The sequence below is a fragment of the Streptomyces sp. Ag109_O5-1 genome (genome assembly GCF_003814875.1).
GTDB classification, from domain to species: Bacteria; Actinomycetota; Actinomycetes; order Streptomycetales; family Streptomycetaceae; genus Streptomyces; species Streptomyces sasae.
Map to the genome: position 1 here is coordinate 764,030 of NZ_RKQF01000001.1, position 24,290 is coordinate 788,319.

Consider the following 24,290-nt stretch of genomic DNA (forward strand, 5'->3'; position numbering starts at 1 on the left):
ACACACAGGAGGCGCGGCATGGCCCGCACCACCCAGCACGCCCACTCCGAGAGCGAAGAGCAGCCCCTGTACTGGCGGATCGCGACGCTGCTGCTCGGCGAGCTCCGCGACGGCACCGTCCCGCCGGGCGAACGGCTGCCGGCGGAACGACAGTTGGCACGGCACTTCGGGGTCAGCAGGGAGACCGTCCGGCAGGCGCTGGAGGTGCTGCGCCGGAGCGGTCTGGTCGCGACCGACCGGCGGGGCAGCCATGCGACCCTGCGCGGCCGTCCGGTCGAGAGCCCGGTCTCCCTGGCGTTCCCGGTGGGCGCCGGCACCACGGACCACGGCGCGGTCGACCGGGCCACCGTGACCTGGGAGGAGCCGCCGCCCGAGCATGCGGCGGCGCTGGGCCTCGCCCCGCACCGGCCGACCCTGGTGCACCGCTACGAGTCCGCCTCCCCCGACGGCCACGCCCTGCGCACTGCCGTGACCTCCTTCTCGGCCGTCGCCCTGACCGAGGTCGAGGAACTGGGCCGCTACCGGGGACGGGCCGACGGAGCCGCCGCGGCGCAGCTGCGCCGGGCCTACGAGTGGATGCGCAAGGCGGGCCTGACCCTGCACCACCGGGACTCGATCACGCAGGTCGCGGACGCGGCCTCGGTCCGGGTGACCCGCCGGGTGCACGACCAGTACGCACGCCCGCTGGAGATCACCGACCTGGTGGTGGACGCCCGGCAGGACACGCTGGTCTACGAGTTCACGGTGCCGGCGGCGAAGTGACCTTCCGGGCCACGACCAGCCGGGCGCGCGGGCTGCCGTCGTCGCGCTCGCCGAACTCGGGCAGCTCGTACAGGTCCGTCGCGAACCCCGCCCGCGCCGACTCCCGCAGCACATCGCCGAGTCGGAAGGCCCGGTAGTACATGACGAACGGCGGCCGCCACAGCGCGTTGCGCACCCGCATCACGGCGTCGAAGCCGAGCAGCATCCAGAAGCCGAGGCCGGTGGGGCGGGGCGGGGCGAGCACCGGGAAGGCGAAGGTGCCGCCGGGCCGCAGTACCGAGTGGACCTGGCCGAGGAGGCCGGGCAGCTCGCGGGGCAGGAAGTGCCCGAACGCCCCGAAGCTGACGACCAGGTCGAAGGCGGGCCCCAACGGCAGCGCCCGGGCGTCGGCCTGTACCCAGGTGACGTCCGGCCCGTCGGGCAGGGGCAGGCGGCGGGCGACGTCGAGCATGCCGGCGCTGAAGTCGACGCCGGTGACGCGGCCGCCGCACACCTGGGCCAGCACGTCCAGACCGGCTCCGGTGCCGCAGCACAGGTCGAGGCCGGCCTCGAACGGGCCGAGCGGGGTGAGCGCCTTCGCGACCGCCTCCAGCACCGAGTCCGGCGTCCGGAAGGGGGAGTGGTCGAACTTGGGGGCCAGCAGGTCGTAGCCGCGCTCGACCGAGGACAGGGCCTGGACGGCGAGTTCACGGAGGCTCGGGCCTTCGGGGCTGAACATCCGGCCAGCTTACGGGAGCCTCCGGCGCCGGACACGGCGCAGGCGCGGCCCGCGTACGGGACCGCGCCTCCGGCCGGGACTCACGGCACGATGCCGGGTCTCACACCATGACGCCGGGTCTCACAGCCACGGCACCGGCTGTCACGCCACGGTGAGCGTGAGGGCACCCGTGTAGGTGGAGCCGGCGGTGATCGCCGTCTCGGTGCCGTCGACCGTAAGCTTCACGGTCCTGCCGCGCGGCGCCTTCACGGCGGCGTCGGCGGCGAGGGTGAGGCTGGTCAGGTACGACGTCCCGGTGACCGTCCAGGTCGAGCCGCTGTTCAGCTGGACGACCACACCGTTGTTGACGGCGGCCTGCACGGTGTTGGTGACGATGCCGAGCTCGTAGAAGGTGGACGAGTCGATCGAGGACACCCGGTGCTTGGCCTTGGTCGCCGAGATGACGCCCTCGACGCCGGAGCCCTCGAAGGTGAGAACCATGTTCTTGCCGTTGCGCATGCCGTTGTAGAAGTCGCCCTTCAGCCTGATGGAGCTGAAGGTGGCGGCACCGTCGTTGGAGTGGACGGCGGTGACGTCGAAGGAGGAGTTCTTCGTGGGGTCGGTGGTGGGCTCGGTGTAGACGCCGACGTTCATCATCTTGCCGTTGACGGGGACCGGGCCCGGGTCGTCCAGCTCGATCATCTGCAGGATGATCCCGTCGCGCGGGTTGAGCCGCGCGCCCTTGGAGCCGTCGACCTTGATGGTGGTCTGCTGGCCCTTGTTCAGGAAGGTGGCCCGCTCGGAGTTGATGACGGTGCCGCCGTCCAGGGTGAGCTGTCCGGCGCCGAAGAACATGTAGCCGAAGTGGCCGGAGTTCACGACGGTGTTGCGCTCCGGGATGCTCTTGAGCTCGGCGTTGGACAGGCCGAGTGACAGCTCGGTGTTGAGGGCGGCGACGGCGTCGCGGGTGCTGTCGCCGTAGTGCACGACGGCGGCCGGCCCGGCGATGATCGTCGCGTAGGAGCCGACGTCGAAGCGGGAGCCGAGGACGCGGACGGTGGCGTCGCCGATGGCGTAGGTGCCGTAGCCGTAGTCGCCGGTGTTGCCGACGTGGCTGTTGATCGAGGTCAGCTTCAGGCCGCTGCCGCCCTCGACCGACAGGGCGCCCCAGGTCTCGGAGAACACGGTCGAGTTGAGGTAGGTGGCGATGCTGTTCTTGCCGATCAGGTTGGTCGCGCGGACGTTGCCGTCCAGGCCCAGCATCCAGGGCACCGACTCCATGTAGGGGGTCTCGACGGTGGCCTGGTAGTCGGAGGGCAGGACGCCGTTGCGGGCGCGCAGGAAGGAGTCCTTGACGAGGACGTTGGCGCCGTTGTCGGCGATGACCGTCGTACGGACCACGCCCTTGTTGCTGACCCGGGCCCCGTCCACGACCAGCTTGGTCGAGGAGCCGTCGCCGACCACGGCCGCGCCGTACCCGGCGAAGTCCGAACGGCCGTTGCCGGTCAGGGAGATGGTGGCGCCCTGGAGGGTGTAGCTGCCGCTCTCGACGTAGACGCCGTTGAAACACTCACCGGTGGAGGTGATCGACACGTTCCGGGCGGCCGCGTCGGTGACCTTGCCGCCGCGTACGGCGGAGAGCACGGACTTCGCGGAGTCGACGCCGTCGGAGCCGACATACAGCGCCTGCCGGAACGGGAAGGTCAGCGTCTGGTAGGTGACGTCGTTGGACTCGGCGACCGTCAGGACGACGTCACCGCGGTAGGTGCCGGCCTGGATGAGGGTCGCGGTGCCGCCGGTCTCGGTGAGCAGCTGGCCGGTCTCCACTCCGTCGACGGTCAGGCTGATGTCGTACCCGGACGGGGCGACGATCTTGCCGCCGGTGCCGATCGTCAGTTGGCCGACCTGGGTGGTCGCGGCGAGTTCGTAGGTCTCCCCCGCGGCGACGGAGATCGTCTTGCCCGATGCCTTCGGCGCGGCGGTGGCGGTGCCGGAGGCGGCGACCGGAACGAGCACGGCCGCTGCGGTGGCGGAACCGGCGATCAGGAACGAACGTCGGGATGTCAGCGTCATTGCAGGCCTTTCCACGGGTGGAGTGCGCCGTCGCGCAGAGTTACTGGCCGCCGGTCGGGACCTCGGCGGCGAAGGCACCTGAGGTGCTGAGGTGGGAGTGAATCAGCCCCGGGAAATCAGGGACAGGCCTCGCACACACGCATCCCGGAACCCGATGGCTTCGATCGTGTGGCCCACTTCATGGCGATTACACAGAGTCGCCACAGTCGGTGTCGGTGCGCACGCACGACGGCGAGGCGGACGGCCCGCATGCCGTCCGCCTCGCCGTGTCCCTGTATGTGTTCTACACGGGTACGTGTTCTCCGCGGGTATGTGTGCTACGCCGGTGCGATCATCCCCGCCGACAGGTCGATGTCCGCCCCGCAGAGTCCGGGCATCGCGAGCATCGCGACGAGCGCCTGCGCGACTTCGTCCTCCTCCACCAGCCGGCCGAGCGCGGCCCGGGACGCGAAGTCCCGCTCCGCCTCCTCGACGGTGCAGCCGGTGAGTTCGGCGGTCAGCCGGAAGTTGCGGTCCATCCGCGGACCGCGCACCGGGCCGGGGGAAAGGGAGTTGACGCTGACCCCCCGCGGGCCGACCTCGCCGGCCAGCGTCCGCGTGAGGCCGATCAGCGCCATCTTGGAGGCGGTGTACGGCGTGCGGTTGAGCAGCGGTCGCTTGCCGCTGACGGAGGCGACGTTGACGATGTCGCCGCGTCCGGCGGCCAGCATGGCCGGCAGGAAGGCCCGGCACATGAGGTAGACGCCGCGTACGTTGGCGGCGAACACGTCGTCCCACTCGTCGGGTTCGATGTCGACGAGCGGCCGGACCGGTCCCGCGACCCCGGCGTTGTTGACGAGCAACGACACGTCCTCGTCGGCGAGTCCGTCGGCCAGGGCGCGCACGGACGCGGGGTCGGAGACGTCGCACACGGCCGTGCGGGCCGCTTCGCCCACCTTGGCCGCGGCCTCCGCGAGGGCCTGCTCGTTCCGGCCGACCAGGAGCACCCGAGCCCCGGCGTCCGCGAGCGCCAGCGCGAAGGCCCGGCCGAGCGGGCCGCCCCCGCCGGTGACCAGTGCCGTACGCCCCTCAAGGGTCATGCGTGGTTCCACGGCAGCTCGTCGCCGGCGGCCTTGGCGGCCCGTACGTCACCGGAGCGGGCGTGCCCCTCGAACAGCTCGACCCGGGAGGCGCGTCCGCACAGCCGCCCGAGCAGGGCCTGCGACCCGGTGTCGGTGACCTCCTGGTAGGTGACGGTCTTGAGGTACTTCCCCACCCACAGGCCGCCGGTGTAGCGGGCGGCACCACGTGTGGGCAGCACATGGTTGGTTCCGATGACCTTGTCGCCGAACGACACACAGGTGCCCTCGCCGAGGAACAGCGCCCCGTACTGGGTCATCTTCTCCAGGGCGAGGCGCGGTTCGGCGGTGAGCACCTCGACATGCTCGAAGGCGAACGAGTCGGCGAGTTCGTACAGTTCGTCGATCGAGTCGACGACATGCACCTGGCCGTGGTTGCGCCAGGCCGGCTCCGCGTAGTCGCGGGTGGGCATGGAGGGGAGGATTCGGTCGACCTCCGCGATGGTCTTCTCGGCCACCTCGCGGGAGGTGGTGATGAGAACCGCCGGGGAGTCCGGGCCGTGCTCGGCCTGGGAGAGCAGGTCGACCGCGCAGACGAACGGGTCCGCCTGGTCGTCGGCGAGGAGCAGGATCTCGGTGGGTCCGGCGAACAGGTCGATGCCGATCTCCCCGAAGAGCTGGCGCTTGGCCTCGGCGACATAGGCGTTGCCAGGTCCGGCGATCAGGTTGACCGGCTCCATGGTGTCGGTGCCCACGGCCATCGCAGCGACCGCCTGGACGCCGCCGAGCAGCCAGATCTCGTCGGCGCCCGCGAGGTGCATGGCGGCGACGGTGGCGGCGGGGATCTCGCCGTGGATCGGCGGGGTGCAGGCGACCACGCGCGGTACGCCGGCCACCTTGGCGGTGACGATGGTCATGTGGGCGGAGGCGGTGAGCGGGTAGCGGCCGCCGGGGATGTAGGCGCCGGTCGCCTGCACCGGGATGTGCTTCTGCCCGAGCTTCACGCCGGGCAGCGTCTCGACCTCGAACTCGCCCATGGAGTCCAGCTGGTGGCGGGCGAAGTTACGGACCTGCTCCTGGACGAACGTGATGTCGTCGATGACCTGCTGGGGTACCGAGGCGACGATCTTCTCGACCTCCTCGGCGCTCAGCCGGAAGGAGTCGGGGCTCCACTTGTCGAACTTCTCGGAGTACTCGCGGACGGCCGCGTCCCCGCGTTCGCGGATGTCCGCGATGACGCCCGTCACCGTCTGACGCACCTGGTCGAGGGAGGCGGCCACCTCGGCCTTGGGCACGGCCTGCTTCAGGATCTCTGCCACAACTGCGGCCTTTCTGGGGAGTGTTCGGCTCAAAGGATCAGACGGGGGGTGCTTCGAAGAGCACGTCGGGGTCGTTGAACTGCTCCTTGGCGACCGACTCGCTCATCGGGTCGGCGGTGCCCCACTGGTCCTGTGTCATCGGATCGGCCACGTCGTGCCGGCCCGGGTGCCACAGGTCCTCTTCCAGGACGGCGAGTTCGGTCGTGTACTCGACGGTGTTGCCGTGCGGGTCGTGGAAGTAGGAGAACGTGTTGTCGCCCGCCAGGTGCCGTCCCGGGCCCCAGGTGAGCCGGGTCCCGGCCCGCAGCGCACGCCCGGTGCCGCGCATGTACTCCTCCACCCCGCGCATCTCGAACGAGGCGTGGTGCAGCGACACATGGGGGCCGCGCGCGATGGCGAAGGAGTGGTGCAACGGGCTGCATCGAAGGAAGTACATGAGGTCACCCATGTGCGTGGAGTACAGGGTGTCGGTCAGGCGAAAGCCCAGGTGCTGGATGTAGAAGTCCCGCAGCCCCTCCGGGTCCTGGGAGTTGACCACACAGTGCGAGAGCCGTACCGGGATGGCCTCGCGCTCCTCGACCTTGCGGTGGGCGCGGGTGGCGACGTCCGCCGAGACTTCCACGACCCGCCCGTCGGGGTCGAAGAACCGCAGACCGTAGCCTCCGCCGGGGGTGTCCAGCACCCTGGGCTCGTGGATGATCTGCACCCCGGCCCGGCCGAGCCGCACCGCCAGCTCGTCCACCGCCTGGGCCGAGACGGCACCGAAGGCGACGAGGTCCATGCGCTTGCGCTCGTCCTTGCGGATGCGGACGATGTACTGCTCGGGGCTGCCCTCGGCGGCGAAGAACGCGATACCACTGTCGCCCGCGACCTCGGTCAGGCCCCAGGTGGTGCCGTAGAAGGCGCGCTGGGTGTCGAAGTCCGGTACGGCCAGGTCGACATGGCGCAGATGGGTGATGGGCTGGAAGCTCATGCGTGGCTCCTGACGGTGTTGCGCTGCCGGCCGAGGCCGGTGATCTCGGCGTCGATCACGTCCCCGGGCTTGAGGAAGACCCCCCAGTGCGCGCCGTTGCCGGCCGGGGAGCCGGTGAGCAGCAGGTCGCCCGGGCGCAGGGTGGTGGTCGTGGAGGCGTAGGCGATCAGCCGCGGGATGCCGAAGATCATGTCCTTGGTGGACTCGTCCTGGCGGACAACTCCGTTGTGCCGCAGGGTGATCCGCAGGTCGCCCGGGTCGCCGACGAAGTCCGCGGGGACCAGGAAGGGCCCGGTCGGCAGGAAGGTGTCGGCGTTCTTGGCGGTGAACCAGTCGGTGCCGATGGCCTTGAGGTCGGGCCGGTACAGCCGGTCGCGGGTCGTCAGGTCGTTGCTGATCGTGTAGGCGGCGACGTGGGACATCGCCTCCTCGGCCGGGATGTCCTTGCCCGGCTTCCCTATGACCAGGGCGAGTTCGAGCTCCCAGTCGTGCTGTTCGCCGAGCGCGGGCAGCACGATGTCGTCGTACGGTCCGCACAGGGCGCGCGGGGAGCCGAGGAAGATGTACGGGACGCCGTTGCGGATACGCTCGTCCATCATCTTCTCGGCGTCGGCGCGGGCCTCCTCGGGGGTGGCGCCGTGCACGCTCGCCTTCTCGCTGGCGACGATGTCGACCACGTGCTTGCGGTAGTTGGCGCCGCTCTGCAGGATCTGGCCCGGCTCGATCGGTGTCAGGACCCGCAGGTCCGCCAGGTCGTGCCAGGTGCCGTCGGCGGAGGCGGCCAGCTCGTGCAGCCGGGGCAGCCAGGTGTCCCAGTCCTCGAACAGTTCGCGCACCGACCCGGCCTGGTCGGAGAGGTCGCGGACCCGCGGGCCGGCGACCAGGCCGGGGAAGGCGGCTGCGCCGCCGTGGAAGGTGCCGAGCGCGAAGGGTCCGGCATGGGAGGGGGAAGGTTCGGGCACGGGCGGCTCTCCTCGTACGGATGGGGGCTCGCCTTCGACGCTAGGCATCGCACGCGGTCGGCGGAAATGGCCGTTCGCGATGCCTGCCATCGCCTGCGGTCTCAGCCCCTGCCTGCGCGGATGCGGTTCCACCGGGCGGGCGGCTCCATCGCCGTCGGGGATGGATGACGTCCCCCTTCCCGATGACTGGATCCGTTGACCCTGCACGGACCGCCGATCAGGCTCGATGCCACCCCGAACCCGAGGAGCACACCGTGGTAGTCGAGCATGCCGGGCTGACCGTCGAGGAAGGCCGGGAAGCGGATTTCGAAGAGGTCTTCGGCAAGGCCCGTGAGGTGCTCGCCGAGGCCGACGGGTTCCGCTGGGCCGAGCTGCTGCGCTGCGACGAGCGGCCGCGGACGTTTCTCCTGCTGGTCGGCTGGGATTCGGTCGAGGCGCACACGGTCGGGTTCCGGGAGTCGGAGCGGTTCGCCCGCTGGCGGGCCCTGGTCGGCCCGTTCTTCGCCGCCCCGCCGGCCGTCGAGCACTACCACGAGCTGGGCCCCCGTTTCACCGGCTGACAGCTGCCGGGACCCCACTGTCTGTCTTTCTGCCTGTCTTTCTACTTTCGCAAGGATCGCCCATGCCCGTGAACAAGGTGCTCGTCGTCGGCGGCGGCATCACCGGAAGCGTGCTGTGTCTCGCCCTCGCCCAGCGCGGTGTCGAGGCGGAGCTCGTCGAGATCTCGCCCCAGTGGTTCGGGGTGGGCCATGGCATCACCATCCAGGGCAACGCGCTCAAGGCGCTGCGTTCGGTCGGGGTGCTGGACCGGGTGCTGGCCCGGGCGGTGCCGTTCGACCACCTGCGGCTGCGCCGGGCCGACGGCGGTCTGATGACCGAGCTGCAGACCCCGCACACCGGTGGCGAGGACCTGCCCTCGACGGCGGGGGCGCTCCGCTCGGACCTGCAGAACGCCCTGTGCGACGCGGTGTACGCGCACGGTGTCACCGTCCGCCTCGGCCTGAGCGTGCGCGAACTGGACCAGTCGGCCGACCATGTGGACGTCACCTTCACCGACGGTTCCACCGGCCGCTACGACCTGGTGGTGGGCGCCGACGGCATCAACTCGGCGATGCGCTCGCTCATCGGGATCGAGGCCAAGCCGCGCCCGGTCGGTATGTCGATCTTCCGGGTGGTGGCCCGGCGGCCCGCCGAGATGGACTGCGCCGAGGTGTACTACGGCGGCCCTCGCTACAAGGCCGGCTACAGCCCGATCTCCGAGGACCAGTGCTACGCCTACCTCCTCGACGAGAACCTGGACGCCTCGCTGATCGGCCCGCGCGCCTCGCTGGACCTGATGCGTGAGCGTGGCGCCGGGTACGGCGGCACCTGGGGGAAGGTACTCGCCTCACTGCCCGACGACACGGCGGTCGACTACCGGTGGATCGAGGCGGTGCTGGTCGACGAGGACTGGCACCGGGGCCGGACGATGGTGATCGGTGACGCGGCGCACGCGTGTCCGCCGCTGATCGCACAGGGCGCCGCGATGTGCATGGAGGACGCGGTGCTGCTGGCCGAGCTGGTCACCGCCGACGAGCCGGTGGACAAGGCGCTGGAGCGGTTCATGGCACGGCGACTGCCGCGCGTCCGGATGGTGCTGGACAACTCCCTCCAGCTCGCCGAGTGGGAGATCCACCCGGAGACCCCGGGCGCCGACCCGGCGCGGATCATGTCGGAGACGCTCTCCTCGCTGACGGCGGCCGCATGAGCACGCCCGTCGTCGACTTCCACGGCCATCTCGCGGTGCCCGCGGCCGACGCCCTGGTGGCGGGCAGCGCGGGCTTCGCGGCGGAGCTGGCCGCCGAGCAGCGCGCCCACTCCCCCGCGTCGCTGGCCGCCAACCGGGCGCAACTGCAGCGGCTGGCAGGGAAGTTGACGGACGTCGAGGCCCGCCTCGCCGACCTCGACGCGATGAGCGTGGACATCCAGGTGGTGGGCCCCATGCCCATGCACCACTACTGGGCCGAGCCCGATCCGGCCGTGCGGCTGGCCCGTACCGTCAACGAGGCGGTCGCCGGGCACTGCGCCGCCGCACCCGAGCGGCTTCACGGCCTCGGCACGGTACCGCTCCAGCACCCGGACCTGGCGGTCGCCCTGCTGGACACGGCGGTCACCGAGCTGGGCCTGTACGGCATCAGCGTCTCCACCACCGTCGAGGGCCGTGAACTGGCCGACCCCGCGCACGACGAGGTCTGGGCGAAGGCGGAGCAACTGAGCGCGGTCGTCTTCGTCCACCCCTGGGGCTGCTCGCTCGGCGAGCGGCTGGCCTCGAACTACCTGGGCAACACGGTCGGTCAGCCCACCGAGACCACGGTCGCGCTCTCCCATCTGATCTTCACCGGGGTCCTGGACCGCTTCCCGCGGCTGAAGCTGGTGGCCGCGCACGGCGGCGGCTATCTGCCGACGTACATCGGGCGCTCCGACCACGCCTGGGAGGTACGGCCGGACGCGCGCGGCTGCGCCGCGCCGCCCAGCTCCTATCTGCGGCGGATGTGGTTCGACGCGCTCGTCTACACTCCGCGCGCACTGCGCCATCTGGTCGAGGAGGTGGGCGCGGACCGGGTGGTGCTGGGCACCGACCACCCCTTCGACATGGGGGTGACCGATCCGGTGGCCCGCCTGGACGCGGCCGGCCTGGATCCGGCCGCGCGGGACGCGATCGCCGGGGGCAACGCTCTCGATCTGCTGCTGAAAGGACGCGCGTGATGCCCCCGACACATCTCGGTCCCGTCGAGGAAGAGCTCATCAAGGCCCGTACTGCCTACCGGAACCGGGGCCGCTGGGGTGCGGACGACGTGCTGGGCACGCTCAACTTCATCGACGACGCGATCCGCGCGCACGCCGCGAGTCTGGTCCGGCGCGGCCGCTCCTTCTCGCTGGCCCAGGAGTTCGACGGGTCCGGCCCGCAGGGCTTCCCGCACGGCTTCGGCGGCGACGGCGACCCTGTCCTGATGCCGCTGCGGGCGTGCACGCAGTGGGGCGGGCTGGGCCGCGTCCACGACGACGGACGGGCGGGGAACGGCCGTCCGTGCACCCTCGTCGGCGGCGACGGCGAGTCGGTGACCGGCATGGAGCACATGCGGGAAGCCTTCACCGGCCGCGGTGTGCTCCTGGACGTCGGGCGGGCCGTGGGGGACGCGCGGGGCGAACTCCCGGACGGCTTCGCGATCACGGAGGAGCATCTGCGCGTCACCGTCGAGTCCCAAGGTGCCACTTCGGGTGTGCGGCGGGGTGACATCGTGCTCGTCCGCACCGGTCAGCTGGGCCGGGTGCGGCGGCTCGGCGAGTGGGGCGGGTACGCGGCCGGGGACGCGCCCGGCCTGTCCTTCACCACCCTCGGATGGCTGCACCGCACGGAGATCGCGGCCATCGCCACCGACACCTGCGGCCTGGAAGTACGGCCCCACGAGTTCGCCGGGCCGGCCAGGTCCCCGCTGCACCGGATCGCCGTCGCCGACATGGGCCTGCCACTGGGCGAGATGTGGGACCTGGAGGCCCTCGCGGAGGACTGCGCCGCCGACGGTGTGCACGAGTTCCTGCTGGTCGCGGCGCCCCTGCCGGTCGCCGGCGCCTCGGGTGCCCCCGTCAGTCCCATCGCCGTCAAATGAGCCGTCCGCCGTGTCGTACCCGAGCAGCCAAGTGAGCCCCCAAGTGAACACGAACCGTTTCTCCGGCACCCTCCACCTCCCCGGCGACGAGGGCTTCGAGGAGGCCTGTCTCGGCCGGGTCTTCAACGCCCGCCGCCCGGCCGACCGCACCCCCGCCGCCGTACTCGAGGCGGTCACCGAACAGGACGTCGTCGAAGGCGTACGGCTGGCCCTGGAGCGCGGCTGGCAGGTCGCAGTCCGTTCCGGCGGGCACAGCTGGGCCGCCTGGTCGGTACGCCGGGACGCGCTGCTGATCGACCTCGGCGCCTTCCACGAGCTGTCGTACGACGAGAGCACCCGGATCGTGACCGCGACGCCCGGCGTCAAGGGCGGCGACGAACTCAACCCGTATCTCGGCGGGTTCGGGCGTTTCTTCAACGGCGGGCACTGTCCCTCGGTGGGCATCGGCGGCTTCCTGCTGCAGGGCGGGCAGGGCTGGAACGCGCGTGGCTGGGGCTGGGCGGCGGAGAACGTCGTCGCGATCGACGTGGTCACCGCGGACGGCGAACTGGTCCGCGCCGACGAGAGCCAGAACAGTGACCTGTTCTGGGCGGCGCGCGGCGCCGGCCCCGGCTTCTTCGGTGTCGTCACCCGCTTCCATCTGCGCACCCGCCCGCTGCCCAAGCACCTGGCGCACACCGTGCACGCCTACCCGCTGGACCTCTTCGACAAGGTCATGACCTGGCTGCACGACACGCACCACACGGTCTCCGACCTGGTGGAGATCGTCGCGCTCACCCAGACCCCGCCGGACCTCGACGGACCGGTGCTGCTGGTCACGGGTGTCTCGATGACGGACACACCGGAGGAGGCCGCCGAGGCGCTCGCGCCGCTGCACGCCAACCCGTACGCCGACCGGGCCCTGTTCCGCATCGAGGCCGAGCCCACCACCCTCGCCGAGGAGCTCCGCAACCAGCGGCTCGCCAACCCGGAGGGCCATCGCTACCTCGTCGACAACGCCTGGCTGACCGGGCCGGCGGAGGAGGTCGTCCCGGCCGTCCGCAAGGCGTTCACCGAGCAGCCGACCCGGCAGACCTTCACCATCTGGTTCTCGATGGCGCCACTGCGCGAACTCCCGGACATGGCCTTCTCCATGCAGTCGGAGATCTACTGCGCCACCTATGTCGTGCACGACGACCCCGCCCGGGACGCGGAGCTGCGCGCCTGGCTGGACGACGCGATGGCGGCGATGCAGCCGGTGACCGCGGGCCAGTACCTGGGCGACTCCGACTTCACCGTACGGCAGTTGAGGTTCATGGGGGACGAGCAGTGGCGGCGGCTGAACGAGATCCGGGCCGCCCGGGACCCCAAGGGCGTCTTCGCCGGCTATCTGAGCGCCGGGACCGTCACCAACACCAACCACTGGGAGAGTTGAGCAGCCATGCGTTTCGCGACATACGAGTACGAGGGCGGGGAGCGCGCCGGCGTGGTGCGGGACGGGGTGATCCACCCGCTGCCCGAAGGTGTGACCCTGCTCGCGCTCATCGAGGACGGGGTGCTGTATGCGGCCGGTATCGAAGCTCTGAGCGGTGCAGGTGAGTTGACGGTCGATCAGGTGCGGCTGCTGCCGCCGCTCAAGCCGCCGTCCATCCGGGACTTCGTCGGGTTCGAGGCCCACATCGAGGGTGTCTCGAAGTCGCTGGACGGCCTTGAGCACGTACCCGAGGAGTGGTACCGGGCGCCCAACTTCTATTTCACCAACCCGCACGCGGCCTACGGCGCCCATGACGACGTGCCGATCCCGGCGGGCTGCTCGGTGCTCGACTTCGAGCTGGAGGTCGGCGCGGTCATCGGCCGCCGCGGCCGGGACCTCACCCCGGAGCAGGCAAGGGACCACATCATCGGTTACCTGGTCTTCAACGACTGGTCGGCGCGGGATCTGCAGAAGCCGGAGAAGAACCTCGGCCTGGGCTTCTCCAAGGGCAAGGACTTCGCGAACACGCTGGGTCCCTGCCTGGTCACCGCCGACGAGGTGGAGGACCGGCGGGATCCGGACGGCTTCCTGGACCTGGAGATGACGGTCGCCCTGAACGGCGAGCTGATCGGCCGGGACACCCTCGCCAACGTCTCCTGGACCTTCGAGGAGATGATCGCCTACGCCAGCCGGGACGCCTGGGTGCACCCGGGCGACATCCTCGGGTCGGGCACCTGCGGCTGGGGTGCGCTGGCGGAGTTCTGGGGCCGCGTCGGGGAACGCACGCCGCCCCCGCTGAAGCCCGGGGACGAGGTGACGCTGACCGTCGAGGGAATCGGCACGGTGTCCAACAAGATCGTGCCCGGACGGGCGGACGCGTACCTTCCACGAGCCCGCAAGAGGGGTCGTACGCCCCGTCCCTAACATGCGAACCCATGGGGGGCCTGTGTGTCACGCGCGCCCCCCACCTGCGTGTATCCGGGGCTCTAATGGCTGTCATCACATCTTCCTGAGAGTGTGGCCGACCCCCTTCCTCGACCGGCATCCGCTCGTTAACCTCGCGTTTCACCGAAGCTTCAAAGACGTGGCCGGCCGGAAGGGGACATCCGTGGGTCTCGGAGCGATCGATCTCAATCTTCTGGTGGCACTGGAGGCACTCCTCGAGGAGAAGAACGTCACCCACGCGGGTGTACGGCTGTCCACCAGCCAGTCCGCGATGAGCGGCTCGCTGGCGCGGCTGCGCCGGCACTTCAACGACGAGCTGCTGATCCGGGTGGGCCGGGAGTACGAGCTGACGCCGCTCGCGGAGCGGCTGCTGCCGGTCGTCCAGGGGTCGCTGCAGAAGGCCGAGGAGGCGCTGTCGCTGACCCGGCACTTCGACCCGGGGCGCAGCCGCCAGCGGTTCTCCGTGGTGATGTCGGACTATGTGATGACGGTGTTCGTGGAGCCGCTGCTGCGGGTCATCGCCGCCGAGGCGCCGGGCATCCGGATCGACTTCCACCCGATCATCGACGGGCAGCTGGAGACCGAGACGCATCTGCGCTGTCACGACCTGATGATCGTGCCGCTCGGCTATCAGCTGCCCGGGGTCAGCGAGGCCGTGATGCACGACCGGTTCGTGTGCATCGTCGACCCGGCCAACCCGCGTCTGGTGGACGGCCGGCTCTCCCTGCGCGACCTGGCGGAGATGCCGCACGCGGCCTGCGCCATCGGCAAGAGCCACACCCCGGCCGAGCGACAGCTGGAGACCCTCGGGATCTCCCCGAAGGTGCAGGTCAGCACGCCGGGCTTCAGCGTGCTGCCGTTCCTGGTGAGCGGCACGGACCTGGTGGCGATGGTCCCGGAGCGGCTGGCGCGGCGCTACGAGGACTTCGCGCGCTGTGCGGTCGTACCGGCGCCGTTCCCGGATGTGCCGCTGGTGGAGGCCATGTACTGGCATCACAACCGGCACGGCGACCCGGCGCACCGCTGGCTGCGGGACACGGTCCGCAAGGTCGGGACGGCGCTGAGCCAGGATGCCCCGATCGAAATCGCCAAGGCGGATGCCACCCATCCCGAGAGCGCGTTTCCGGAGCTGTCCGCGGCTTCCTAGCGTGGACGGGAGAACATCCCGCACGCCCCCGTGGAGGAAACCGTGGAAGCCGTGAGCCGCACGCGCCTGGCCGGCCGTACCGTCGTCGTCACCGGAGCCGCACAGGGCCAGGGGGCCGCGGAGGCGGCCGCGGCCGCCCGGGAGGGTGCCACGGTGATCGCGACCGATGTGCTGGACGAGGCCGGGGAGAAGCTCGCCGCGTCCCTGCGCGCCGACGGCCTCGACGTCCGCTACGTCCACCTGGACGTGACCTCGGCCGAGGACTGGGCGTTGCTCGCGGACTCCCTGGACGTCGTGCACGGCCTGGTGAACAACGCGGGCATCCCGATGCGGGCCCGGCTCGGCGAGGTCGGGCTCGCCGACTGGAACCGGGCCTTCGCCGTGAACACCACCGGCGCCCTGCTCGGCATCCAGGCCCTGGCCCCGCTGATGCCGGCCGGCTCCTCGATCGTGAACGTCGGCTCGGTCGCCGGGCTCACCGCGCACCACGCCGTCGCGTACACGACCAGCAAGTGGGCGCTGCGGGGGCTGTCGAAGGTGGCGGCCCTGGAGCTGGCCCCGCGCGGCATCCGGACCAACATCGTCCACCCCGGATACATCGAGACCCCGCTGATGGCGACCGCCAACCCGGTGTTCGTCGCCGCCCACCTCGCCATGACACCCCAGGGCCGCCCCGGCACGGTCGACGAGGTGGCCCCGCTCGTCGTCTATCTCCTGTCCGACGAGGCGTCGTACGTCAACGGCGCGGAGATCACCGTCGACGGCGGCTACTCCTCGCACGGCCCGGTGAAGGCGATCACCAACGCACTCGACCAGGACTGAGCGTCAGCCCTTGAGCTGTTGCAGGGTGGCCTTGGTGTCCGACTTCAGCCAGCCCGTCACCTCCTCGAGCGTGGGCGGGTTGGTGTCGCTCTCGTACGAGGACAGGTACGCGCTGTAGTACATGGTGTACGTCATCCAGCCGTCCCGCACCGCGAGGGTGGCGTAGCGCGAGCCGCTGGTGGTGGAGCCGTTGCTGGTGTCCTGGGTGACCAGGTAGGCCTCGTCGCCGATGCCCTGCACGGGGGTCACGTCGTAATCGGTGTGGCTGTCGCCGTAGTTCTTCCAGGTGGCGGTGAACTCCGGTCCCGGGTTGGTCTTCTTGTGCAGGTCGACCTGTATGGAGAGATAGGCGTCCGCGTAGCTGGACCCGGTCTTCTTGAGGCTGAGACTGCAGACGCTCTCGTCCAGGGCCGGGTCCTTCATGGCGTTCTTCGTCGGGGACGAGTCGTCGACGGGGTACTCCTCCTTGAACGACGAGTAGTCCGCGCCGGAGCAGAGGTTCGCGGGCGCCGTGTAGCCGCGCAGATCCGCCTTGTCCCCGAAACCCCCGGTCAGAAAAACGCCGGCGGCCCAGGCCGCGGAGGCGACCACCGCGCCCACCGCGGCCCACAGCACGGCCCGTGCGGCCGTGTTCGTGCCGCCCGACGGCGGAGCGGTGACGGGCGGGTAGCCGTAACCGGGCTGCGGGGCATAGGGGTTGGCCGACTGCGGCATCGGCTGCGGCTGCGGCATCGGCTGCGCAGGCTGGTTGACGAGGGTCGGCTGGGCGTAGGGGTTCTGTGGCGGCGGCGACTGCGGGTTCGGATACGGGTACGCGGTCGGCTGCGGCGGCACGGCGGGCGGCTGCGGCGCGGGCGCCGACTGGGAGGCGTCGGCGTCCTGCGGGGCTGGGACGGGTTGCTGCGGAGGGGAAGGGGGCTGCTCCGGTGGCGTGGACATGTCGTGAAGATAAGGCATAACCCGACATCAAGTCCCGTCCGGGCCAGGACTGTTATGGATTGCGGACATCCGCCGACACCGGTCGACTGACTTGGCGTGAGTTTTTCGGCGGCTTGCGGGGAAAACCCCACCGGCATATTGCCGCTTGTGAGCCGCCGTGCCACGATCGGACAAATATTCGCCCATATGGCATGGGGGTGTTCATGAAACGGACACGGCGCCTGGTAGCTCGCCTGGTCGGCCGGAAGCGGGTCAGCGGACGTTACCCCTACTGGCCCTACCAGCTCCGGTAGCCCGACACCGCTCCGCAGAAGGCCACATCCACCGGAATCGGTGGAAACGCCGTTCGCAGGATCCCGCACGCGGGGTCCTGCGATCCACTGGGGAGGCCGGATGGCACAGCGCGAAACGCTCAGCCGGCCGCCGGGCCCGCGCGGGCACTGGCTGACGGGCAACACCCGCGAGTACGAGGCCGACCGGATCGGATTCCTGCGTCGCTGCCACCGCGAGTACGGTGACGTCTTCTCCTTCGACGAACAGACCGTGTTCGTGATCGATCCGGACCTCACCCACGAGGTGCTCGTCCGCACCGGCGACGACTTCGTGACAGAACTCGCGCCCTTCGACATGCGGCGGGATCTCGACCAGGCCGCCGCTCAGGCCACCGCCTGGATGGCCGCACGCCGTACCGCATGGCCGGGGATCGGCCGCGCGGCGGCGGCCGCGTCCGACGGCCGGACCGTCGAGATCCTCGACGCGGTCATGGCCGACGGTGCCGACCGTGCGGTCGACGTGCTCCCCGTCATGCGGACGTTCACCGCCCGGGCGATCGCCGAGTACTGCTTCGGCGCGGACTCCACCGGCGTCCCCGGGCTGCTCCACGAGATCATCCGCGCCACCCAGCCGTTCACGGACTCGTCCTACGAGTTCCCCTCGTGGCTGCCGATCCCCCGCCACCGTCAGTTCTTCCGCGCCTATCGACGCCTGATCGGCACGCTGACCGCGATCGTCCGACAGCGGCGCGCGTCGGGTTCCCGGGCGCCCGGGAACGACCTGCTCGGGTTTCTGCTCCACACCGATCCGGCCATGCCCGACGAGACCGTGGCGTCGACGCTCCACAGCATCCTCATGGGCGGCCACGGCGTGCCCGCCGCCGCGCTCTCCTCGATCGTGTGGGAACTCGCCCGCCGCCCCCGGCTCGCCGGTGACCTGCGCGACGAGGCGGACGGGCCGACGGGCGGTGGCGCCCCGTCGTCGGCGGCACGGCTCCCGCTGGCCGAGGCCGTGGTCCGCGAAACGCTGCGCCTGTGTCCGCCCGCGTGGTTGATGACCCGCACGGCCGGCGCCGCGACCTTCCTGGGCGACTGGTCGCTCGGCCCCGGTGACGACGTACTGCTCAATCCCTACCTGATCCACCGGGATCCGCGGTGGTGGCGGCGGCCGGACGAGTTCGACCCCGCCCGGTGGTCGGACGGGCAGCAGGCTCCGGGGCCGGCCTACCTTCCGTTCGGTGCCGGACCACGGGTCTGCCTGGGTTCGGCGCTGGCCATGCGCCAGCTCACCCTGGCCACCTCGCGACTCGCGCAGCGCTTCACCGTCACGTCACCGAACGCCGCGGCGGTGGTCCCGGAGTTCGTCGGCCGACTCGCACCGGCAGGCCTGCGGGCGAGTTTCCTCGCAAGGTCGGGCTGAACCGCCGTACGCCCGGCACGGCGGAAGGCCGGAGCAGCGGCCCCGGCCTTCTGTTCGGTGGGTCGAGGATCAGGCGGACACGGTCTGCACCGGCGCCCCCGCAGTCACCCGGGCGGTGTTCCCGCGGACCAGGAGGAGGGTGACCACGGCGCCGAGCAGCGAGGCGCAGCCGCAGATCACCACGCCCAGGGACATGCCGTGGGCGAGGGCGTCCTGCGCGGCGGCCCTGGCACTGTCGCTGCCCGCGTTGACCACCGCCAGGGGACCGGCCGCCGCCTCCATGCCGGCGTCGGCGCCGCTCAGCTTGCCGGCCAGCGCGGAGGAGGCCGCGCTCATCGCGACCGTGCTGATCACGGCCGGGCCGAGGCCCTGACCGAACTCGCGGACCAGGCTGGTCGCGCCGCTCGCCATGCCGGTCATCTCGATCGGCACCGCGTTCACGGCGGCCGACGTCAGCGAGGAGACCACGCAGATGAAGCCGACGCCGAGCAGCAGCACCGGGCCGATGAAGGCGGCGAGGGAGGTGGTGGTGATCGGCAGCGCGGCGATCCAGAACTGGCCGGCCGCCATCGGCAGCAGGCCGCCCATCAGCAGCCGGCGCGGCTCGACGCGGGTCAGCATCCTGCTCAGTACCGGGGCGAGCAGCAGCGGGATCAGCTGGAGGATCACGAAGGGCATACCGGCGCGCAGGGCGCTGAGGTGCATCACCGCGCCGAGCCGGATGGAGACGACGTAGGCCGTGCCGATGAAGCCGAACATCCCGGTGAGGGCGACCACGGCGGCCGCCGCGAACGACGGGATCCTCAGCAGGTCCAGGTTGAACATCGGGGACACGGCGCGCTTCTCGGCGAACACGAACCCTGCCAGGGCCACCGCGGCCAGGACCAGCGCGAGGACGATCGAGGGGCTGCTCCAGCCGCGGTCGCCGCCCTCGATGATGCCCCACAGCAGGGCGGTGAGGCCGACGGCGACGGTGATCTGGCCGGGCCAGTCCAGGGCACGGCCCTCGGGCGCCCTGGAGTCGGTGACCAGCACCCAGCCGGCGATGCCGACCGCGATGCCGAGGACGACCGGCGGGACGAACGCCCAGCGGAAGTCGGCGACGGTGGCAAGGACGCCGGAGGACAGCGGGCCGACGGCAGAGGCGAGGGAGATGCTCAGCGCCCAGGTCGAGACCGCCTTGGCGCGGTCCTTCTCGTCGGGCGTCGCGGCCGCGATCACGGCGAGGGAGCTCGGGAAAAGGGCGGCGGCGCCGACACCGGCGAGGGCCTGGCCGATCCAGAGCATGGTGATGTTCTGGGAGGTGGCGTTGAGGAGTTCACCGAGCGCCAGCACGAATCCGCCGAGGACCAGCAGCCGCTTACGGCCGAACAGGTCGCCCAGGACACCGAAATTCAGTTCCAGGATCGCGGTGGGGAGGATGAACGCGGAGGTGACCCAGGCGACTTGGGATCCGGACGCCCCGAATGCGGCCTGGATTTCCCCGTTGATGGGCGAGGGGACGGTAATGCAGAGCTGCGCGGCGGCAACCGCCAGACAACAGGCTATGAGCGTGCCCACGTCCAGCTTCTTCACGGCGTTGGTCATTCCGTACTCCGTCTCAGGGATTGTCAGTGGTGCCGCGCTCTTCGGTTTCGCCGCGTTCTATGAGTTCGATGAGATTTCCCTCCGGGTCCTTGACCCAGGCCATCCGCACCCCCGGTTCGGGGGACGGACCGGGGGCGAGGACCTCGCTCGCTCCATGGGTCTTCAACGCGGTGTAGACGGGGTCGAGTTCGGGGGTGGTGACCGCGAAGTGCCCGTATCCCTCGGTGAGGACGGCGGTCATCGGGTCGGGTGCCCTGAGGCCGGGTGCGGACCCGGGCCTGGCGAGCAGTTCGATGCGCCAGCCGTGCGGGTGTTCCAGGACGACACCGGTCAGTCCGGGGCCGTCGAGATGGAACTCGAAGACGGTCTCCAGTCCGAAGACCGTCCGGTACCAGGCGAGTTGGGCGGGCAGGTCGCGTACGTTCAGGCCCACGTGGTCGAGTCGTGCGTGCATGCCCGCTCAGCCCGCCATCGCGCTGTCGCCGCCGTCGACCATGAGGTTGGCGCCGTTGACGAAGGCCGCCTCGTCGGAGCAGAGGAAGGCCGCGGCGCGCGCGATGTCCTCCGGCTGCCCGACCCGGCCGACCGGGATCCGTGCCTCCAGCTGGGCCTTCGGTCCGTCCGGGTCGTCGAGGAAGGGCGCGGTGGCGGAGGTCCGGGTCATGCCGGGGGCGATGCTGTTGACGCGGATGTGGTGCGGGGCACCGGCCGCGCACAGGTGCTTGGTCATCGCGAGGACCCCGCCCTTGGCGGCGCCGTGCGGCACCATCGGCATGAACAGCGCGCCGCGCTCGGCAGCCACGGAGGCGACGTTCAGGACGGCGCCGCCGCCGCGCGCGATCAGGTGCGGCCAGGCGGCCTGGGTGCAGAAGTAGGGGATGTCCAGCTCGTTCTTGATGGTGAAGTACCAGTCGGCCGCCGGCATCGTCTCGAAGGGGCCGTTCCGCAGAGCGGAGGCGTTGTTGTAGAGGATGTCGATCCCGCCGAACGCGTCGATCCCGGCCTCGATCCATTCCCGGGCCCCGGCCTCGGTGGAAAGGTCGACCGGGGCCAGCGAACGCATGACGCCGCCGGACTTCTCGACGAGTTCCACGGTTTCCGCCGCGCTCTCCTCGTCGATGTCGCAGCCGAATACGGTGGCGCCCTCGGCCGCGAACACCTGTGCCGCGGCCCGGCCGATTCCGGCCCCCGTTCCACTGATGAAAGCGATTTTTCCGGCCAATCGACCCATGATTGCGAAGCCCCTTGTCCCATGCCGCCCGAGTGCGGTCCTGGCAGCGTAGGTACGGCCTTTGCCCAGAACAAGAAAGGCACCGGGGAAAGGGCATCGGGGGTTCGTATGGCTGGTATGCGCCTCAGGTGCTCAGCCGCACCGGAAGGGCCTGGACGCTGTTGCCGACGAACCCTGCGAGCGGGGCGAGGCGGTCCTCGGGCACGGCGAGGTCCAGGGCGGGGAAGCGGTCGAAGAGCCGCTCCAGGGCGACCGTGGCCTCCAGACGGGCCAGCGGGGCGCCCAGGCAGTAGTGGGCGCCGTGGCCGAGGGAGAGATGGCGTACGGCGTCGGGGCGGGCGGGCCGGGTGACGTCGAACCGGCCGGCGTCCGGGCCGTGCGCGGCCGGGTCGCGCCCGGCGGCGGAGTAGCCGGCCAGAACCGGGGTGCCCGCGGGGATCACCGTGCCGTCGACGGTCAGGTCCCGCACGGGGTACCGGAACGGGAAGTAGCTGACCGGGGCATCCCAGCGCAGGGTCTCCTCCACCACGTCCGCCCAGTCCGCCTCCCCCTTCCGGACGAGTGCGAGCTGGTCGCGGTGGCCGCACAGGGCGCGGACCGCGTTGGTGATGAGGTTGAGCGTGGTCTCGTGCCCGGCGATGATCATCAACACCAGGGTGCCGATGAGCTCCTCCTGCCCGAGCCGGTCCCCGTCCTCGTCCCGGGCGGCGATCAGGGCGCTGGTGAGGTCGTGGCCGGGCCGCTCGGCGCGGGCGGCGGCGACGGCGGCGAGTACGGCGACCAGCTCCCGGTTGGCGGCGACGGCGGCGCCGGGTTCGATGTCGGTGGCCACGACCTGGCTGGACAGATGGTGCAGCCGGTGCCGGAACTCGGCGTCCACGCCCAGGAGTTCGCAGATCACCTCCATGGGCAGCGGCAGCGCGAAGTGCCGCCGCAGATCGGCGACCCCACCGCCCTCGACAGCGGCCCGCTCCAGATCGTCGAGGAGCGCGTCGGTCAACTCCTCGATCCAGGGGCGCAGTTCGGCCACCCGGCGGGGTGTGAACGCCCGGCTGACCAGTCCCCGCAGTCTGCGGTGGTCGTCCCCGTCTGCGGTGGTCATGCCCCGCACGGTGGCGAAGGTCAGCAGCGGCCATCCCGCGGGGATCCGGCCCTCTCCCAGTGCGGTGAAGTGCCGTACGTTCTTGGCGGCTTCGGGCAGCTGGAGAAACTCCTTGAGCGCCTCGTGCCCGAGGACGGCCATGCCCTCGATGCCGCCCGGCAGCACGACCGGCGTCACGGCACCGCGCGCCAGCAGCCCGGCGTTCTCAGCGTGCGGGCAGCCGCCGGCGGGGGCCGGACGGTTCGGCAGGGGCGGGGTCTCCACCGGGGGCTCCTTGACAGCCGTACGACGCGGGCATCGCAGATCCTAGGCGCACATGAGCCCGCCGGGCCGAGGGTCGGGAATATCCGTGACCGGCGTCATGTTGACCGGCACGGAACCCTGGGTATAGTGCGATCAGCACCTGTGGCCGCCCCTGTCGGGCGCCGAGTGCCGGTTCCACTCCTTTCAGCCGTACCGCCCGTCGCCTGCCGACCGGCCCGCCGGCTTCTCAGCTCCACCTCGCGACCAGGACTTCTCCGCCGTCGACAACGGCTCCCGAGGTGTCGTTCCCGCCGCACGGAGGCATGCGCACATGCCCTCCCGCTCGCGGCCCACTCCCTCGTTCCTTCATGTCTTCCGTCCGCGAAAGGACCACCCTTCATGACCACCACACTCGAACCCCCCGTACAGCAGCAGGCCCGGAACGCCACCCGGCCCGTCACCGGTGTCCTCGACATCGACGCGGGCGGGAAGGGGCAGCTGCGGGCCCCTGGCTGCCTGTCCTCCCCCGGCGACCCCCAGGTCTCCCCCGCACTGATCCGCCGTCACGGCCTGCGCAAGGGCGACCTCGTCGAGGGCGTCCGGGGCGACCAGCGCGCGCTGACCGAGGTCACGCGCGTCAACGGCCGTACGCCCGAAGACCTGCGCGGCCGCCGCCACTTCCGTGACCTGACCCCGCTGCACCCGCACGAGCGGATCCGCCTCGAACACCCGGCCTCCGGTCTCGCCGGACGGATCGCCGACCTGTTCGCGCCGGTCGGCAAGGGACAGCGCGGCCTGATCGTGGCCCCGCCGAAGACCGGCAAGACCGTGCTGCTCCAGCAGCTCGCGGCCGCCGTCGCCGGCAACCACCCGGAGTGCCGTCTGATGGTACTGCTGCTCGACGAGCGCCCCGAGGAAGTCACCGACATGCGGCGCTCCGTGCAGGGCGAGGTGTACGCCTCCACCTTCGACCGGCCCGCCAAGGAGCACATCGCGCTGGCCGAACTCGTCGTCGAGCGGGCCAAGCGGCTCGTCGAGGACGGCCAGGACGTCGTCATCCTCCTGGACTCCCTGACCCGGCTCTGCCGGGCCCACAACAACGCGGCCGCCTCCAACGGCCGTACCCTCAGCGGCGGTGTAGACGCCGGTGCGCTGCTCGGCCCCAAGCGGTTCTTCGGCGCCGCCCGCAAGGCCGAGGAGGGCGGCTCGCTCACCATCCTGGCCACCGCCCTGGTGGACACCGGCTCCCGGGCCGACGGCTACTTCTTCGAGGAGCTGAAGAGCACCGGCAACATGGAGCTGCGACTGGACCGCGAACTGGCCTCCCGGCGGGTCTTCCCCGCCCTGGACATCGCCCCCTCCGGTACCCGCCGCGAGGAACTTCTGCTCACCCCGGCCGAGTTGACCGCCGTACGCGGACTGCGCCGGGCCCTGCAGAGCCGGGAGGGCACCTCGGGCGGTCTGGAGACGCTGCTGCAGCGGATGCGCGAGACGCCGGACAACGCCACCTTCCTGCGGCGCGTCCAGCCGACGCTGCCGGCGGGCTGACGCCCGGGCCGTGCGTGCGGCATCCGGGTTGCTCACGTAGTCCTACCGGCCCGGGCAGCGCGCCGTACACCGCCCCCGTTCCTACGTTGA

At 71.0% G+C, this 24,290-nt stretch carries 22 protein-coding genes; 11 read left to right on the forward strand and 11 right to left on the reverse strand.

What is annotated here, in order from left to right; all coding sequences use genetic code 11:
* The first annotated feature begins 18 nt into the window (after positions 1-18).
* On the forward strand, positions 19-762 hold the full coding sequence (locus tag EDD90_RS03440; protein ID WP_123971675.1) for a GntR family transcriptional regulator: 744 nt from the start codon (positions 19-21) through the stop codon (positions 760-762).
* Here the strand turns inward: EDD90_RS03440 and EDD90_RS03445 are convergent.
* From EDD90_RS03445 to EDD90_RS03470, 6 genes are all read right to left on the reverse strand, one after another.
* Positions 740-1,480, reverse strand: coding sequence for a class I SAM-dependent methyltransferase (locus tag EDD90_RS03445; RefSeq protein ID WP_123971676.1), 741 nt, complete (start codon positions 1,478-1,480; stop codon positions 740-742). The two genes, EDD90_RS03440 and EDD90_RS03445, sit on opposite strands and share 23 nt — an antisense overlap.
* Before the next feature lie 141 nt (positions 1,481-1,621).
* Entirely contained in the window at positions 1,622-3,532 is a 1,911-nt protein-coding gene (locus tag EDD90_RS03450) for a hypothetical protein (protein WP_123971677.1), read from the reverse strand.
* Positions 3,533-3,849: 317 nt separating this feature from the next.
* Positions 3,850-4,611: an SDR family NAD(P)-dependent oxidoreductase gene (locus EDD90_RS03455; protein ID WP_123971678.1), complete on the reverse strand. Its 762-nt coding sequence runs from the start codon at positions 4,609-4,611 to the stop codon at positions 3,850-3,852.
* On the reverse strand, positions 4,608-5,909 hold the full coding sequence (gene hisD, locus EDD90_RS03460) for a histidinol dehydrogenase (RefSeq protein ID WP_123971679.1): 1,302 nt from the start codon (positions 5,907-5,909) through the stop codon (positions 4,608-4,610). Before hisD ends, EDD90_RS03455 begins: the two co-directional genes overlap by 4 nt.
* Positions 5,910-5,946: 37 nt before the next feature.
* Positions 5,947-6,882: a VOC family protein gene (locus tag EDD90_RS03465; protein ID WP_123971680.1), complete on the reverse strand. Its 936-nt coding sequence runs from the start codon at positions 6,880-6,882 to the stop codon at positions 5,947-5,949.
* Positions 6,879-7,844, reverse strand: a complete 966-nt coding sequence (locus EDD90_RS03470; RefSeq protein ID WP_123971681.1) for a fumarylacetoacetate hydrolase family protein — start codon at positions 7,842-7,844, stop codon at positions 6,879-6,881. Before EDD90_RS03470 ends, EDD90_RS03465 begins: the two co-directional genes overlap by 4 nt.
* Before the next feature lie 254 nt (positions 7,845-8,098).
* On the opposite strand from EDD90_RS03470, the gene EDD90_RS03475 reads away from it, so the two are divergent.
* The 8 genes from EDD90_RS03475 (at position 8,099) to EDD90_RS03510 (ending at position 15,858) form a co-directional block, all read left to right on the forward strand.
* Positions 8,099-8,404, forward strand: a complete 306-nt coding sequence (locus EDD90_RS03475; RefSeq protein WP_123971682.1) for an antibiotic biosynthesis monooxygenase — start codon at positions 8,099-8,101, stop codon at positions 8,402-8,404.
* Positions 8,405-8,466: 62 nt separating this feature from the next.
* A complete protein-coding gene (locus tag EDD90_RS03480) occupies positions 8,467-9,591 on the forward strand; it encodes an FAD-dependent monooxygenase (protein WP_123971683.1) in 1,125 nt (374 codons plus the stop codon).
* Entirely contained in the window at positions 9,588-10,589 is a 1,002-nt protein-coding gene (locus tag EDD90_RS03485) for an amidohydrolase family protein (RefSeq protein WP_123971684.1), read from the forward strand. Before EDD90_RS03480 ends, EDD90_RS03485 begins: the two co-directional genes overlap by 4 nt.
* Positions 10,589-11,491 (forward strand): cyclase family protein, encoded by a 903-nt coding sequence (locus EDD90_RS03490; RefSeq protein WP_123971685.1) that lies wholly within the window; start codon positions 10,589-10,591, stop codon positions 11,489-11,491. Before EDD90_RS03485 ends, EDD90_RS03490 begins: the two co-directional genes overlap by 1 nt.
* A 43-nt stretch (positions 11,492-11,534) precedes the next feature.
* Entirely contained in the window at positions 11,535-12,905 is a 1,371-nt protein-coding gene (locus tag EDD90_RS03495) for an FAD-binding oxidoreductase (protein WP_123971686.1), read from the forward strand.
* 6 nt (positions 12,906-12,911) lie between these two features.
* The gene (locus EDD90_RS03500) at positions 12,912-13,868 is read left to right on the forward strand and encodes a fumarylacetoacetate hydrolase family protein (RefSeq protein ID WP_123971687.1); all 957 of its coding nucleotides are present in this window, start codon (positions 12,912-12,914) and stop codon (positions 13,866-13,868) included.
* A 184-nt stretch (positions 13,869-14,052) separates the two neighbouring features.
* Positions 14,053-15,036 (forward strand): LysR family transcriptional regulator, encoded by a 984-nt coding sequence (locus EDD90_RS03505; protein ID WP_123971688.1) that lies wholly within the window; start codon positions 14,053-14,055, stop codon positions 15,034-15,036.
* Positions 15,037-15,087: 51 nt separating this feature from the next.
* On the forward strand, positions 15,088-15,858 hold the full coding sequence (locus EDD90_RS03510; RefSeq protein WP_123971689.1) for an SDR family NAD(P)-dependent oxidoreductase: 771 nt from the start codon (positions 15,088-15,090) through the stop codon (positions 15,856-15,858).
* A 3-nt stretch (positions 15,859-15,861) separates the two neighbouring features.
* On the opposite strand, the gene EDD90_RS03515 is transcribed toward EDD90_RS03510, so the two are convergent.
* The gene (locus EDD90_RS03515; RefSeq protein WP_260327598.1) at positions 15,862-16,797 is read right to left on the reverse strand and encodes a hypothetical protein; all 936 of its coding nucleotides are present in this window, start codon (positions 16,795-16,797) and stop codon (positions 15,862-15,864) included.
* Between the two features lie 393 nt (positions 16,798-17,190).
* Here EDD90_RS03515 and EDD90_RS03520 point away from each other — a divergent pair, with 393 nt between their 5' ends.
* Entirely contained in the window at positions 17,191-18,489 is a 1,299-nt protein-coding gene (locus EDD90_RS03520) for a cytochrome P450 (RefSeq protein ID WP_123971690.1), read from the forward strand.
* A gap of 69 nt (positions 18,490-18,558) precedes the next feature.
* On the opposite strand, the gene EDD90_RS03525 is transcribed toward EDD90_RS03520, so the two are convergent.
* The 4 genes from EDD90_RS03525 to EDD90_RS03540 all read right to left on the reverse strand — a co-directional run bounded on the left by EDD90_RS03525 (position 18,559) and on the right by EDD90_RS03540 (position 22,673).
* Positions 18,559-20,076, reverse strand: coding sequence for an MFS transporter (locus EDD90_RS03525; protein ID WP_123971691.1), 1,518 nt, complete (start codon positions 20,074-20,076; stop codon positions 18,559-18,561).
* A gap of 13 nt (positions 20,077-20,089) precedes the next feature.
* Positions 20,090-20,530 (reverse strand): VOC family protein, encoded by a 441-nt coding sequence (locus EDD90_RS03530; protein WP_123971692.1) that lies wholly within the window; start codon positions 20,528-20,530, stop codon positions 20,090-20,092.
* A gap of 6 nt (positions 20,531-20,536) precedes the next feature.
* Positions 20,537-21,307 (reverse strand): SDR family NAD(P)-dependent oxidoreductase, encoded by a 771-nt coding sequence (locus EDD90_RS03535; protein WP_123971693.1) that lies wholly within the window; start codon positions 21,305-21,307, stop codon positions 20,537-20,539.
* Positions 21,308-21,431: 124 nt separating this feature from the next.
* Positions 21,432-22,673 carry a cytochrome P450 gene (locus EDD90_RS03540; protein WP_123971694.1) on the reverse strand — a complete coding sequence of 414 codons (1,242 nt, stop codon included), beginning with the start codon at positions 22,671-22,673 and terminating at the stop codon, positions 21,432-21,434.
* Positions 22,674-23,051: 378 nt separating this feature from the next.
* Between EDD90_RS03540 and rho the strand changes: the two genes are divergently transcribed.
* Positions 23,052-24,200 carry a transcription termination factor Rho gene (rho, locus tag EDD90_RS03545; protein ID WP_123971695.1) on the forward strand — a complete coding sequence of 383 codons (1,149 nt, stop codon included), beginning with the start codon at positions 23,052-23,054 and terminating at the stop codon, positions 24,198-24,200.
* Positions 24,201-24,290: the final 90 nt, after the last annotated feature.

Coding starts and splice junctions, on each gene's coding strand:
- EDD90_RS03440 (WP_123971675.1), top strand. CDS start 19: ATGGCCCGCACCACCCAGCACGCCCACTCCGAGAGCGAAGAGCAGCCC.
- EDD90_RS03445 (WP_123971676.1), bottom strand. CDS start 1,480: ATGTTCAGCCCCGAAGGCCCGAGCCTCCGTGAACTCGCCGTCCAGGCC.
- EDD90_RS03450 (WP_123971677.1), bottom strand. CDS start 3,532: ATGACGCTGACATCCCGACGTTCGTTCCTGATCGCCGGTTCCGCCACC.
- EDD90_RS03455 (WP_123971678.1), bottom strand. CDS start 4,611: ATGACCCTTGAGGGGCGTACGGCACTGGTCACCGGCGGGGGCGGCCCG.
- EDD90_RS03465 (WP_123971680.1), bottom strand. CDS start 6,882: ATGAGCTTCCAGCCCATCACCCATCTGCGCCATGTCGACCTGGCCGTA.
- EDD90_RS03480 (WP_123971683.1), top strand. CDS start 8,467: ATGCCCGTGAACAAGGTGCTCGTCGTCGGCGGCGGCATCACCGGAAGC.
- EDD90_RS03485 (WP_123971684.1), top strand. CDS start 9,588: ATGAGCACGCCCGTCGTCGACTTCCACGGCCATCTCGCGGTGCCCGCG.
- EDD90_RS03490 (WP_123971685.1), top strand. CDS start 10,589: ATGCCCCCGACACATCTCGGTCCCGTCGAGGAAGAGCTCATCAAGGCC.
- EDD90_RS03500 (WP_123971687.1), top strand. CDS start 12,912: ATGCGTTTCGCGACATACGAGTACGAGGGCGGGGAGCGCGCCGGCGTG.
- EDD90_RS03515 (WP_260327598.1), bottom strand. CDS start 16,797: ATGTCCACGCCACCGGAGCAGCCCCCTTCCCCTCCGCAGCAACCCGTC.
- EDD90_RS03520 (WP_123971690.1), top strand. CDS start 17,191: ATGGCACAGCGCGAAACGCTCAGCCGGCCGCCGGGCCCGCGCGGGCAC.
- EDD90_RS03525 (WP_123971691.1), bottom strand. CDS start 20,076: ATGACCAACGCCGTGAAGAAGCTGGACGTGGGCACGCTCATAGCCTGT.
- EDD90_RS03530 (WP_123971692.1), bottom strand. CDS start 20,530: ATGCACGCACGACTCGACCACGTGGGCCTGAACGTACGCGACCTGCCC.
- EDD90_RS03535 (WP_123971693.1), bottom strand. CDS start 21,307: ATGGGTCGATTGGCCGGAAAAATCGCTTTCATCAGTGGAACGGGGGCC.
- rho (WP_123971695.1), top strand. CDS start 23,052: ATGACCACCACACTCGAACCCCCCGTACAGCAGCAGGCCCGGAACGCC.